The sequence below is a fragment of the Acidovorax sp. FG60 genome (assembly GCF_057808995.1).
Window position 1 is genome coordinate 366,973 of the sequence record NZ_JBMDJC010000001.1, and the last position, 12,979, is coordinate 379,951.

9 protein-coding genes and 2 pseudogenes are annotated in these 12,979 nt (G+C 65.7%); 3 read left to right on the plus strand and 8 right to left on the minus strand.

Annotated features, from left to right (window positions below; genetic code table 11):
* Nucleotides 1-6: 6 nt before the first annotated feature.
* The 3 genes from ACODS0_RS01670 to ACODS0_RS01680 form a co-directional block, all read right to left on the minus strand.
* Entirely contained in the window at nt 7-2,688 is a 2,682-nt protein-coding gene (locus tag ACODS0_RS01670; protein ID WP_207401971.1) for a bifunctional diguanylate cyclase/phosphodiesterase, read from the minus strand.
* Nucleotides 2,685-3,794, minus strand: coding sequence for a TRAP transporter substrate-binding protein (locus tag ACODS0_RS01675; protein WP_228896551.1), 1,110 nt, complete (start codon nt 3,792-3,794; stop codon nt 2,685-2,687). Before ACODS0_RS01675 ends, ACODS0_RS01670 begins: the two co-directional genes overlap by 4 nt.
* Nucleotides 3,795-4,102: 308 nt before the next feature.
* A complete protein-coding gene (locus ACODS0_RS01680; protein ID WP_121505640.1) occupies nt 4,103-4,933 on the minus strand; it encodes an SDR family oxidoreductase in 831 nt (276 codons plus the stop codon).
* Nucleotides 4,934-4,997: 64 nt separating this feature from the next.
* On the opposite strand from ACODS0_RS01680, the gene ACODS0_RS01685 reads away from it, so the two are divergent.
* Both ACODS0_RS01685 and ACODS0_RS01690 read left to right on the plus strand, forming a co-directional pair.
* Entirely contained in the window at nt 4,998-5,609 is a 612-nt protein-coding gene (locus ACODS0_RS01685) for an SH3 domain-containing protein (RefSeq protein WP_121505639.1), read from the plus strand.
* A gap of 10 nt (nt 5,610-5,619) precedes the next feature.
* Nucleotides 5,620-6,597 carry a M48 family metalloprotease gene (locus ACODS0_RS01690; protein WP_228896545.1) on the plus strand — a complete coding sequence of 326 codons (978 nt, stop codon included), beginning with the start codon at nt 5,620-5,622 and terminating at the stop codon, nt 6,595-6,597.
* 42 nt (nt 6,598-6,639) lie between these two features.
* Here the strand turns inward: ACODS0_RS01690 and ACODS0_RS01695 are convergent, their stop codons facing one another.
* The 3 genes and pseudogenes from ACODS0_RS01695 to ACODS0_RS01705 form a co-directional block, all read right to left on the minus strand.
* Nucleotides 6,640-7,569, minus strand: a complete 930-nt coding sequence (locus ACODS0_RS01695) for a DMT family transporter (RefSeq protein WP_488832301.1) — start codon at nt 7,567-7,569, stop codon at nt 6,640-6,642.
* Nucleotides 7,570-7,748: 179 nt separating this feature from the next.
* Nucleotides 7,749-9,371 (minus strand): annotated as a pseudogene (locus ACODS0_RS01700) (gamma-glutamyltransferase family protein).
* A gap of 146 nt (nt 9,372-9,517) precedes the next feature.
* Nucleotides 9,518-10,734: pseudogene (locus ACODS0_RS01705) on the minus strand (DUF3422 family protein).
* Here ACODS0_RS01705 and ACODS0_RS01710 point away from each other — a divergent pair.
* Nucleotides 10,660-10,851, plus strand: a complete 192-nt coding sequence (locus ACODS0_RS01710) for a hypothetical protein (RefSeq protein ID WP_488832661.1) — start codon at nt 10,660-10,662, stop codon at nt 10,849-10,851. The pseudogene ACODS0_RS01705 and the gene ACODS0_RS01710 overlap by 75 nt on opposite strands.
* An 85-nt stretch (nt 10,852-10,936) precedes the next feature.
* Here the strand turns inward: ACODS0_RS01710 and ACODS0_RS01715 are convergent, their stop codons facing one another.
* Nucleotides 10,937-12,448: a tripartite tricarboxylate transporter permease gene (locus tag ACODS0_RS01715; protein WP_055401467.1), complete on the minus strand. Its 1,512-nt coding sequence runs from the start codon at nt 12,446-12,448 to the stop codon at nt 10,937-10,939.
* A 15-nt stretch (nt 12,449-12,463) separates the two neighbouring features.
* A complete protein-coding gene (locus ACODS0_RS01720; protein WP_055401465.1) occupies nt 12,464-12,952 on the minus strand; it encodes a tripartite tricarboxylate transporter TctB family protein in 489 nt (162 codons plus the stop codon).
* Between the last annotated feature and the right edge of the window lie 27 nt (nt 12,953-12,979).

Genomic DNA, 12,979 nt, shown 5'->3' on the forward strand with positions numbered 1-12,979 from the left:
GCGGGATCAGCCTGCTGCGCCTTCGGCCGAGGCTTGTGTTGCGGCCTGCTGCAACAAGACTTCGAGCTCCGATACCGGCCCGGGCATGCCCAGCAAATAGCCCTGAAAGAGCTGGCAGCCATAGTCTGCCAGCAGGGCTTTCTGCTGTGCGGTTTCCACACCTTCGGCAATCACATCCAGCTCCAGGTTGCGCGCCATGCCGATGATGGTCTGCACGATCACGTCGTCGGTGTGCCGCACACCCAGGTTGCGCACAAAGGACTGGTCGATCTTGAGCTGGTCCAGCGGCAGCCGCGTGAGGTAGGCCAGCGACGAGTAGCCCGTGCCGAAGTCGTCCACCGAAAAGCGCACACCCTTGGTCTTGAGCAGGCCCATCTTGGCAATGGTGTCGTCCACGTTGTCCAGCACCAGCGACTCGGTCAGCTCCAGCTTGAGCAGGTGGGGCCGCGCGCCGGTCTCGCGCAGCACCTCGACCACGCGGGCCACGAAGTCGCGCTGGCGGAACTGCCGGGCGCTCACGTTGACCGACAGCGGCACATGCCGGTAGCGGGCATCGTTCTCCCACGCCGCCAGCTGCTCGCACGCGGTGCGCAGCACCCAGTGGCCCATGGGCACGATGAGTTCGCTTTCTTCTGCCACGCCAATGAAGGCGCTCGGCGCAATAAGGCCGCGCTCGGGATGGATCCAGCGGATCAGCGCCTCGGCGCCCACGATGCGCCCGTCCAGATGGAACTGGGGCTGGTAGTGCAGCGCGAACTGCCGCGCGGCCAGCGCGGCCTGCAGATCCCCCTCCAGCTGCGCGCGCACGCTGATGGCAATCTGCATCTGCGGATCGAAAAAACACAGTGCATTGCGGCCCTGCGACTTGACCTGGTACATGGCGATGTCGGCCTGTTTGAGCAGATCGACCGAGGGCTGCAGCGCCCCGCCCATGAGCGTGGCCCCGATGCTGGGCGTGCTGTGGTGGCTGAGCCCGGCCAGCGAGTACGGCATGTTGAGCGTGCGCAGGATCTTTTCGCCCACGCGACGCGCATAGGCAGCCGCCTCTTCGCTGTGCAGCGACAGCTCGTGCAGCATGACCACGAACTCGTCTCCCCCCAGGCGCGCCACGGTGTCCTCGCGGCGCACGCAGGTCTTCAGGCGCTCTGCCACCTGGCGCAGCAGCATGTCGCCCACCTCATGGCCCATGGTGTCGTTCAGCGTCTTGAAGTGGTCCAGATCCAGGAACAGCAAGGCCCCGTACTGCCCGCTGCGCACACTGGCCGCAATCACCTGCTGCATGCGGTCCATCAGCAGCCGGCGGTTGGGCAGATTGGTCAGAGGGTCGTAGAAGGCCAGGCTCTCAATCTCAGCGCTGGCGCGGCGCAGGGCCGTCACGTCGTGGTAGGTGATGACCAGCCCGCCTTCGGGCGTGGGCCGTTCGGTGATCTGGATCGTGCGGCCATTGGGCAGCACCTGCTCATGGGGCTCATGGTGCTGGTTCTGCTTGAGCAGCCGCAGCTCCACCCAGCGCATGCGTTCTTCCTCGCTGGCGCGCGGCAGATGGTGCCGGGCGGTCTCTTCCATCACGCGCCGAAACGGCACCATGGGCGCCATCACGGCGCGCAGCCAGGGGAAAATTTCCTCAAACCGGCTGTTCCATTGCACCACGCGCTGCTCGCCGTCGAGCAGAACAAAACCACTCACCATCGACTCCAGTGCCTGGTCGAGGGTGGCCTTGGACTGCGCAATGGCAAGCCGCGCCTGGGACATGCGGTCCAGGTAGCGCAGCGCCAGGTTGCCCGCTGCCACGATCATGGCCACAAACAACAGCCCCGTCAGTGCAATGGCGTTGCGCTGGTCGCGCCAGCCTGCCAGCGCATCGCGCAGCGGAATGCTCGCCGAGATGCGCAGGTCCTGGTACAGGATGGGCCGGTAGACCACCAGCGCTGGCTCGCCACTCAAGCGGGCGGGTGCCTTCCACGCCTGCCCCAGGGCGGCCACCTCCTGCAGTGGCGGGGACAGCACGGGCGTGATCGCCTCTTCGCGGTTGGGCGCACTCAGCAGCAGCAGCCCTCCGGCACGCTCCAGCGTCACTTGCAGGCCTGTGATGTCCACACCCTGGACCAGCACCGAGCTGAGCGCCCCCACCGGCAATTCGGCAATGGCCACCACAAGGGAACTGTCGGCCATGCGCAGGTGGCGCGCAAAATACAGCACGCGCTCGGCGGTGGCAAAGCTCACCACCGGCGGGCTGATCATCAGGGTGGAAACGGGCTGTTCCAGCACAGACGCCAGAAAACCAGGAGGCAGCTGCAGCGGCAGCGCGCTGCCAGCCGCATCGGAAGAGGCGATGGTCTTGCCGTTTGCGTCCAGCAGCGCCACATAGCGCACCATCAGGTTCTGCCGGGCGGAGCTGCGCAGGCGCTGGCTTGCAAGATCAGGGTCCACCCATTCGCTCATCGAACCCGACAGGCCCAGCAGTTCGTCCATGCTGGCCAGCAGCACGTCCACCGCCAGCAGGGAACGATTGAGCGCCGCTTCGGCACCCGCCACAAAACGGGTGGCCTGGGCTTCGTAATCGTCCAGCGCCACCTTGCGGGCGTTCCATACCAGCGCGGCAGACACCATCACCACCGCCGCAATGAACACCGCCGCCCCGGCCCATACAAAGGCCCTGATGCGCAGTGGGGTCGTGGTATCCCTCATTTCGCCGGGGCCGCAGCCAGGCCACGGACGGGACCGATCGTCTGGTTCCACACCTGGGCGCAACGCGGCCCGCAGCGCTGCACCCAGCGCGGCAGCACGGTGGAGGCAAGGATCTCCTGGCGGCTGCGTTCGTCCTGCGCAGACACCGGCACCACCACCATGCTGCCCTTGCGTCCCCCCACACAGGCGGGGATGCCACGGTTGCAGGCCATGCCGTCGGAGGTTTCGCGCTCGGACTCCTCCCAGATGGCGGCCTCCAGCCGGGGCAGCTCGCGCCGCAGCAGGGCCCGCAGATCGGGTGGCAGCGCCTCCCAGGCGGCCTTGTTGGCGCTGAACACCGCCAGTCCCCAGGTCACGGGCAGCGCATGCACATGGGAGGTCATGGTATGCAGCCCCAGCGTGTTGCCCGACATGGTGCCGGTGATGGCGCACTCGGTATTGCCCGCCGTGAGGCTGGGCACGATCTGCGCGAAGCCAGTCAGCACGGGGATGCCGCCGAGCGCCCCGACAAAATCCGCCTGGGTGGATGACGACACGCGCGTGCGGCGCCCGGCCAGATCGGCCAGCCCGCGCAGGGGCTTCTTGCAAAACACCACCTGGGCCGGATACACATACATCGCCAGCGCCTCCACGCCGTGCTGGTCACGCAGACTCTTCTCCAGGTAAGGGCGAAACGCCGCCAGCGTGGTCTTGAGCGTGGCAATGTCGGGGTTCAGCCCCGCCAGATCGGGTGCGGTGTACTCGGGGTACTGGGCCGTGAACGAGCTCATGAGCGTGGTGCCAAAAGGCACCACACCCAGCTGCAGCAGGCGCAGCATTTCGGCGCCAGGCACGCCCGCTCGGTCAAAGGGCACGATTTCAGCGTCAAACCGGCCACCGCTCAAGCGGAGCAGTTCCTTGCTCCAGAAGGGCTCTTCCTGCCGGGTGTACTGGTTGATACCTGCCAGCCCCCCCACGATGCGCAGCTTGTAGGGCGCAGTGGCCGCTGCCGGGGTGGCCGCAGGCTGGCCCACAGCCTGTGGCGAACAACCCAGCGCGGCCCATGCCACGCACAGTGCAGCGATGCGGTGCAGAAGGCGGGAAGTCACAGCGGGTTTGGGCTGCATGGCAACTTCTGGCTCGTCAACCGGGGGGCAGTGGACGGCCACCGCCGCGCACCCTTCATGCCCAGGGCCATGCCAGCGCCCCAGCGGCATCCATGGATCGCATAGAGGTCTGGAAGGCCGCCCTGGGGAGGGATGCGCGGTGTCATGTTCCGGTACTTTCGGGTTGGAATGCTGGGGCACCATTCTTCACCAAGTTTTCCCCCTCGGCGGGCAAAGCTGTCTGCAAAACGCCACGCCCTGCCGCCAGGGAATCTCCTTCGCCCGCCAGTGACCACAGACGACGCGGTGACCTTCCGTCTCAGCCCGGGTCAGAAGGTCCCAGGATAAGCGCCGCCGTCCGCCAGCACGTTCTGCCCGGTCATATAACCCGCCTGCTGGCTGCACAGGAAAGCGCAGATGGCACCGAACTCCTGCGCCGTGCCATACCGCCCTGCCGGAATCTGGGCCTGCTGTTGCGCGCGAACATCGTCCACGCTCTTGCCAGCCTTACCGGCAGCAGCGGTCACGGTGGCGGCCAGTCGGTCGGTGTCGAACTTGCCGGGCAAGAGGTTGTTGATGGTGACGCCCCGTGCAGCGATCTTGCTGCGCGAGACCCCCGCCACAAAGCCCGTGAGCCCGCTGCGCGCGCCGTTGGACAGACCCAGGATGTCAATGGGCGCCTTCACCGCGCTGGAGGTGATGTTGACGATGCGGCCAAAGCCTCGCGCAGCCATGCCGTCCACTGTGGCCTTGATCAGTTCGATGGGGGTGAGCATGTTGGCGTCCACGGCCTTGATCCATGCATCGCGGTCCCAGTCGCGGAAGTCGCCCGTGGGCGGGCCGCCGGCATTTGTCACCACGATGTCAAAGTCACGGCCCGGGCCACCTGTCACGGAGAACACGGCAGCACGGCCCTCGGCGGTGGTGATGTCAGCAGCTACCGCCAGCACCGTCGGTTTGAAGCTTTTTTGGCCGCCAGCGCTTTCCTGCATTGCACCTTCAGCTACCAATTGTGTAGCAGCCTGCTCCAGCGCCTGGGCATTGCGGGCGTTGATGACCACCTTGACGCCCTCACGCACCAGGGCCAGCGCACAGCCATAGCCCAAACCCTTGCTCGCGCCACACACCAGCGCCCATTTGCCTGCGATACCCAAATCCATAACAATCTCCGGTTCTGCTGCAAGCCGCAGCATTCACAGATCATCATAAGTGGAGAGCTGCAACATGAATTGGCTGCACCGCGGAGCCCTCGCCACCTGGCTGGCATGGGCCGCATTGGCACCCCTGGCAGGTAGCGCGCATGCGCAGGAGGCGGCCGTGGTCAAGCGTGCCACCCAGTTGCGCGACACCCCCGCCGACAGCGGTGCGAGCGTGGCCCCGCTGGAGGCCAACACTGTGGTCACGCGCAGCAACGAGCGCAAGGGCCCCTGGACCAAGGTGAGCACACAGCAAGGCGCCACCGGCTGGGTGCACATGTTCGACCTGGGACCGCAGTCGGGGTCGGCCACGCCCACCAACAACGCCGCCACCAGCGGCCTGCGAGGCCTGGGCGGGCTGTTTGGCGGCAACAGCGGCTCCACCACCACGGCCACGTCCACGGTGGGCATTCGTGGCCTGGATGCTGAAGACATCGCCAATGCGCAGCCCAATCCTGCCGCCGTCGGCCGGGCAGAAAGCCTGCGGGTGAATGCCGACCAGGCGCGCCAGTTCGCCAGCTCGGCGTCCCTGCAATCCCGGGATGTGCCCGCCCTGGCGCAGCCCGCACTGCCCACATCCAGTCGGGGCTCCGGCAGCGGGTCCAGCAACCCCTCCGACCCCAACTACAGCCCTAACTGAGGAAATGGCCATGAACCGGAATTCCACCTGGAAACGCCGCGCGCAGACGGCAGCCTTGTGCGCGCTGCTCGCCGCAGCGCCCCTGGCCGCCCACAGCCAGAACGTGATGAACATCCTCAACTCCCTGGGGGGCGGGCTGGGCTCGGCCATCACGGGGGGCAAAGCCGCTCCGGCGGCGCAGGGTGACGATCTGATCAGCCTGCTCACGCAGTCGATGGAGAACATCGACGAGGCCAAGGAAATCGAGATCGGCCGCCAGCTGGCCGCCCTGCTGCTGGGCGCCAAGCCCGCCCACCCGGACATGGCACTGCAGCGCTATGTGAACCGCCTGGGCCGGTGGGTGAGCCTGCAGTCGTCGCGCCCTGGCCTGCCGTGGACCTTTGTGGTGCTGGACGACGCAGGCTACAACGCCTTTGCCGCGCCGGGCGGCTATGTGTTCGTGACCAAGGGGCTCATTGACCGCTGCGCCGACGAGTCCGAGCTGGCGGGCATCCTGGCGCACGAGATCACGCACGTGACCTCCAAACACCACCTCCAGGCCATCCGGCAAAGCGCCATGGCGGGGGTCGGCACGCAACTGCTGGCCTCGCAGATCCGCACCAGCAACATCGCCGGGCAGCTCGTCAAGGACCAGCTGCTGTCGCTGTTCCGCACCGTCTACACCAAGGGGCTGAGCCAGTCCGACGAATTCGAGGCGGACCGCACCGGGGTGTCGCTGGCGGCCAAGGCGGGTTTTGACCCCTACGGTCTGGTCTCGGTGCTGCAGCAGCTGCGCACCGTCACGCCGGACAACCCCATGTTCACGCTGACGATGTCCACCCACCCCGCCGCACAGGCCCGTCTGGATTACCTGGAGCAGTCCATGGGCCGCCAGCTCGATGGGCTGGGCGGGTCGCGCGCATCGATTGCACAGCGCCTGGGCGGCAGTGCGCCTGCCAATGCACCAGCACCCTCTGCCCGGCCTGCAGCGGCAAAGAAGGCGGGATAAGTCACCCCCAAGGAGAGCGCGCACCCGCTCTCCGCTGCCAGGTCAGGGCGCTTGGCGGCGCGCCAATTGCGTGAACACAAAAATACCCGTGATCACCAGTGCCGTGCCCGCAGCCACCCACACCGTGAACGGCTCACCCAGAATCCACACCCCCATGAGGATGGTGGACAGCGGCCCCACCATGCCGGTCTGCGCGGTCATTCCAGCGCCCACGCGCTCAATGGCCATCATCACCATGAGCACGGGCGCAGCCGTGCAGAGCGTGGCGTTGAGCACGGACAGCCAGATCACCTCGGGTGCCACCACGGCAGCACTGAAGGGCCGCAGCACCACAAACTGCAGCAGGCATAGCAGGCACGCCACGGTGGTGGCCAGCCCCACCAGCCGCAGCGAACCCAGGCGCCGCACCATCTCGCCGCTGTAGACAAGATAGATGGCATAGCTCACCGCACTCAGGAACACCAGCAGGGTGCCCCATGCAGCATTGGTGCCCTGCAGGTTGGCCTCGTGGCCGAACACCAGCACCACGCCGCAGTAGCTGATCAGCATGCCCACCGCCTGCCCCCAGTGGATGCCGCGCCGATACAGCACCCAGCCCAGCATTACCACCAGCGTGGGGTTGAGATACAGGATCAGGCGCTCCAGGCTGGCACTGATGTAGGCCAGCCCTGCAAAGTCCAGAAAGCTCGCCAGGTAGTAGCCCGTGAGCCCCAGGCCCAGCACGCCCAGCCAGTCCTTGCGGGTCAGGGGGGGCTTGCCCCGGCTGGCCCACCAAGCCATCACGGCAAAGATGGGCAGCGCAAACAGCATGCGGTACATGATGAGCGTGACCGCATCAACACCATGGCGGTACGCCAGCTTGACGATGATGGCCTTGCCGCTGAAGGCGATGGAGCCCAGCAGGGCCAGGGCGAGACCAGTTGCTACGTTTTTTGTAGCTGCTTGCGCTTGTTCAGATTGCGATGGAGCCACTTTTTTCTATATTCAGTTATTCATTGCGCTGCGCGACAGCACAGCCCATGAAACTGGCACGTCCTGACGCGAGGTGGCCGCGGAACTGGCTTTGCCAGGCCGCTGGCCGCGTCCCCCTCCCGTAGCGCGCAGCGCGTAGAGAGAGGGGGAAGGCGCGAAGCGACTCAGGGGGTGTTCCATCAATACCCCGCCACCTGGCCGTCGCGACGCGGATCGCTGGCGGCCACATAGCCCTGCACCTTGGGGTCGCCCATGCGCCAGATGAACTGGCCGGCGCCAAAGTCCTGGTAGGAATCCTGGATCACCTCCATGCGGTGCCCCAGGCCCAGCAGGCCCTGCACCGTCGCGGCGGGCATGGCGGCCTCGACGTTGATCGACAGCCCTTCATTGAAGCGCCAGCGTGGTGCGTCGCAAGCCACCTGCGGGTTCTGGCCGTAGTCCAGCATGCGCACCAGGGTTTGCATGTGGCCCTGTGGCTGCATGTTGGCGCCCATCACTCCGTAGCTCATCACAGGCTGGCCGTTTTGCGTGAGGAAGGCGGGGATGATTGTGTGAAACGGTCGCTTGCCGGGCGCCACCAGGTTGGCTGGGTTGGGGCCCGCCGGGTCGGTGCTGAACGCCTGGCCCCGGTTCTGCAGGCTGATGCCAAAGGTGGGCTCCACACAACCCGAGCCGAAGCCCATGTAGTTGCTCTGGATGAAGCTCACCATCATGCCGTTTTCGTCGGCCGCAGTGAGGTAGATCGTGCCACCCTTGACCGGATTGCCAGCCCCGAAATCCTGCGCCTTGTTCATGTCGATGAGTTTGGCACGGGAGGCCAGGTACGCGTCATCGAGCATTTGCGCGGGGGTCACCTCCATGGACGATGGCTCGGCCACATGGCGGTACACATCGGCAAATGCGAGCTTCATGGCCTCGATCTGCAGATGCTGGGACGCTGCGCCATCCACGGGATGGCTCGCCAGATCGAATCGGTCCAGGATGCCCAGCGCAATCAGCGCTGCGATGCCCTGCCCGTTGGGCGGGATCTCGTGCAGGGTATAGCCTCGGTAGTTGCGGGCAATGGGCGTAACCCATTCAGGGCGGTGTGCTGCCAGATCCGCCAGCGTCAGGCTGCCGCCCTGGGCCTGCGAGAAGGCGACCAGCGCCTGGGCAATTTCGCCCGTGTAGAACGCCTGGCCCTGTGTGGCCCCGATGGCGCGCAGCGCACGGGCTGCGGCGGCAAACTGGAACAGCTCCCCCACCTGCGGCGCGCGGCCCCAGGGCATGAAGCTTTGCGCAAACCCCGGCCGCGACTGCAGCTCAGGCACTGCAGCGGCCCATTTTTGCTACACCACCACCGGCACCAGGTAGCCACGCTCGGCAATCTCGGCGGCGGGCTCCATCAGCGCGGCAAAGGGCAGCTTGCCGAAACGCTCAGACAGGGTGACCCACGCGCTGACGGCACCCGGCACAGTGACGGAATCGATCCCGCGTTTGGGAGGGCTCGCCGGGCTCTTGCCGTAGCGGCTGTGAAAGTACCCGGGTGTCCAGGCCGCAGGGGCGCGGCCCGAGGCATTGAGCCCGTGCAGGGCCTGTCCGTCCCACAGGATGCAGAACGCGTCGCTGCCCAGTCCATTGCTCACGGGCTCGCAGATCGTCATGGCCGCTGCCGCCGCCACAGCAGCATCAACGGCATTGCCGCCCTGCTGCAGCATGCGCAGGCCCGCCTGGGCGGCCAACGGATGCGAGGTGGAAACCACATTGCGCGCAAACACCGGCAGGCGAGTGCTGGCATAGGGGTGGGTGTAGCTGAAGTGCATCGAGCCATTATGGGTCGCGTGCCATGTCCGCACACCGGGCGTGCGACAAAGGCCTGCCTGCCCGTCGGGCTTGGCCCCACCCCCAGCATCCCTGCTCAGCACTCAGCACGCCGCGGTGCGCTGAGCTGTCTTCTTGTGGATCCCTGCTAGCCGTGCTTGCGGAACACCCGGTGGTGCAGCCGCCTCAGCGACCACCACACGCCGCCCGCCACCACCGGAATGGCGATGGCCGCCGTGGTTTCCGGCGACAGGGGCCAACCAAGCTTCTGCGCCCCCTTGGCCAGGTAGCTCACCAGGCCCACGATGTAGTACGTGATGGCCGCCACCGACAGGCCCTCCACCGTGGACTGCATCTGCAGCTGCAAATCCTGCCGGTGGTTCATGGTGGTCAGCAGCGCCTGGCTGCTTTGCTGCTGCTCGATCTCCACGCGGGTGCGCAGCAGGTTGCTCATGCGCGAGACACGTTGCGACAGCGCATCCTGGCGCCGCGCCGCCCATTCGCAGGTGCTGCGTGCAGGCGTGAGGCGCCGGTCCATGAATTCCCGAATCGTCTGCATCCCGGCCAGGCGCGATTCGGCAATGTCCTGAATGCGCTTGTCCAGCAGTTCGAAGTACGCGCTGCTGGCCGAAAAACGCGAGTGGGTGGCCGCATACTGGCTCTCCACCTGCCCGGCCAGACGGGTCAGGCGGTCCAGCAGCGCAGGCTCTGCGTCACGGTTGGCGGTGCGGATGGCGTCGGCCAGTTCGGCCAGTTCGCGTTCGGCAAAAGCCAGCACACTGGCGGCCTCGCGCGCAGCGGGCAGGCCCAGCAAGGCAGCCATGCGGTAGGTCTCGATTTCGAGCAGGCGCTGCACCAGGCGGCCCAGGCGGCGCTGCGTCATGCCGCCCGCGAGCAGCACCATGCGCGAGAACCCATCGGCGTGGATCGCAAAATCGGTGTAGACCTCGCCATGCCCGTCGGCCACCGTGGAGGCCACCAGCGTGTCCTCATGCAGCACATGCTTGACCAGCGACCCCGAACCAAAGGTGTGGGTGGGCAGTACCCACAGGTTCAGGCTGCACAGACAATGCCCGGGCAAAGCCGCCAGCCACCCGCGGGGCACCGCGTCTGCGGCGCTGGCCGGCTCCCGCTCGCCAAAGGCGTCGGCCGCCATGGGCACCATGAAGGTCCAGGACACAAATTCGGTGTGCAGCTCCCAGCGCATGCGGTAAGCCCCCAGGTCCATGCGCAGGTGCGTGGTGTCCGCATCGGGCAAGCCAGGTGGTGGTCGCGCAACAGAGCCGCCACATGGGCCCGGCTCGCTTCACGCCCTGCGGCATCGGCCAGCATCACGATGTGTGCAATGGCCAGCGGGGCCGTCATGGCCTCGGGCGGACGGGCGTGGATTTCGTTGTGCAGCATCGCCCGGTGGGGATGCTGTGGCAGATGGAATGGAGTGGACATGCGGGCCTCTTGCCCGCCATTGTGTACTGGCGCTGAGGGCGTGCTGCGGCTGCAGATCGCCAAAAAACAACGGCACCCGAAGGTGCCGTTGTTCTGGAGTCGGATGGAAAAGGCCGTGCCGTCAGTCTTCGACGAAGGCTTCCTCGCGCTTGCTCTTCACCGAAGGCAGCAGCACGATGATGAGCAGCAGTGCCGCAGCAGCCAGCAGGCCTGCCGACAGCGGACGCGTGACGAACACGCTCCAGTCGCCACGCGACAGCAGCAACGCGCGGCGCAGGTTCTCTTCCATCATCGGGCCGAGGATGAAGCCCAGCAGCAGAGGTGCGGGTTCGGTGCCCAGCTTGTGGAAGATGTAGCCCACCAGCCCAAACGCACCCACCATCCAGATGTCCCAGGTGTTGTTGTTGGTCGAATACACACCCACCGCGCAGAACAGCACGATGGACGGGAACAGCCAGCGGTAGGGCACCGTGAGCAGCTTGATCCAAATGCCGATCAGCGGCAGGTTCAAGATGATCAGCATGGCATTGCCCAGCCACATCGAGGCGATCAGGCCCCAGAACAGCTCGGGATTGCTCGTCATTACCTGAGGACCAGGCTGGATGTTGTGGATCGTCATGGCACCCACCATCAGCGCCATCACGGCGTTGGGGGGGATACCCAGCGTCAGCAGCGGGATGAAGGAAGTCTGCGAACCGGCATTGTTGGCCGACTCGGGCGCTGCCACACCACGGATATTGCCTTGGCCAAAAGGCACTTCACCGGGCTGGAGCTTGGTCTTCTTCTCCACGGTGTAGGCCGCAAACGCAGCCAGCAATGCCCCACCACCGGGCAGGATACCGAGGGCGGCACCCAGCGCCGTGCCCCGCAGCACGGCAGGAATCATGCGCTTGAAGTCGTCCTTGGTGGGGAACAGGCCTTCCACCTTGGCAGTGAACACTTCGCGCTCATCGTCAGGGCGCGAGAGGTTGGCAATGATCTCGCCGTAGCCGAAAACACCCATGGCGATGGTCACAAAGCCGATGCCGTCGGTCAGTTCAGGAATGTCGAAGCTGAAACGGGCCACACCCGAGTTCACGTCGGTACCCACCAGGCCCATCAGCAGGCCCAGCACGATCATGGCCACGGCCTTGAGCAGCGAGCCCGAAGCCAGCACCACGGCGCCAATGAGGCCCAGCACCATCAGCGAGAAGTACTCGGCAGGGCCGAACTTGAATGCCACTTCGGTCAACGGAGGTGCGAAGGCCGCCAGGATCAGCGTACCCACGCAGCCGGCAAAGAACGAGCCCAGGCCCGCCGCCGCCAACGCAGGGCCCGCACGGCCCTTGCGCGCCATCTGGTAGCCGTCGATCACGGTCACCACCGACGAGGACTCGCCCGGCAGGTTCACCAGAATGGCAGTGGTCGAGCCACCGTACTGCGCACCGTAATAGATACCGGCCAGCATGATCAGCGCAGCCACGGGTGGCAGCGCGTAGGTGGCTGGAAGCAGCATGGCGATGGTTGCCACCGGGCCGATGCCGGGCAACACACCAATGAGCGTGCCCAGCAAGCAGCCCACAAAGCAGTAAATGAGGTTTTGGAACGTGAACGCGACGCCAAAACCCATCGCGAGGTTGTCAAATAATTCCATGGTCGGTGCTCCTGCTCAACCCGTGATGAAACTCGGCCACACAGGGAACTGCAGCTTGAGCGCCCAGACGAATGCCACGTAACTGCCAATGGCCAACACGGTGGCCAGGATGAACACGGACTTCGCGTGGAACTCCTGGCCCGCCAGGCTTGCGATGAAGGTCAGTGCATAGATGCCCACGATGAGGCCCATCGCCGGGACACCTATGCTGGGCAAGCCGCCCAGCAGGATACCGAACGCAAAGTTGGCAGCCAAGATGAAGAACAGCGGCTTCCAGGCCCACTTTCCAATCTTGTCACCGTCTTGGGTTTCGACCGTAGTGGCCTTGAAGGTGATCGCGCCGCCGATGATGGCCAGCAAGATACCCAGCAGCAGCGGGAAGTAACCCGGGCCCATGCGGGCCCCGTTTCCGACGTTGTACGTGGTGGCTCCCCACGCAAACGCAACACCAACCCCCATGAACATGAGGCCGGCAAAGAAGTCTTTTTGACTTTTGATTTTCACGAATTGTCTCCTTGGCGGGAAATCTCG

Bases quoted from the DNA above. Each gene is read 5' to 3' on its own strand.
- ACODS0_RS01670 (WP_207401971.1), bottom strand. From the start codon at position 2,688: ATGAGGGATACCACGACCCCACTGCGCATCAGGGCCTTTGTATGGGCC.
- ACODS0_RS01675 (WP_228896551.1), bottom strand. From the start codon at position 3,794: ATGCAGCCCAAACCCGCTGTGACTTCCCGCCTTCTGCACCGCATCGCT.
- ACODS0_RS01680 (WP_121505640.1), bottom strand. From the start codon at position 4,933: ATGGATTTGGGTATCGCAGGCAAATGGGCGCTGGTGTGTGGCGCGAGC.
- ACODS0_RS01685 (WP_121505639.1), top strand. From the start codon at position 4,998: ATGAATTGGCTGCACCGCGGAGCCCTCGCCACCTGGCTGGCATGGGCC.
- ACODS0_RS01690 (WP_228896545.1), top strand. From the start codon at position 5,620: ATGAACCGGAATTCCACCTGGAAACGCCGCGCGCAGACGGCAGCCTTG.
- ACODS0_RS01710 (WP_488832661.1), top strand. From the start codon at position 10,660: ATGGGCCCGGCTCGCTTCACGCCCTGCGGCATCGGCCAGCATCACGAT.
- ACODS0_RS01715 (WP_055401467.1), bottom strand. From the start codon at position 12,448: ATGGAATTATTTGACAACCTCGCGATGGGTTTTGGCGTCGCGTTCACG.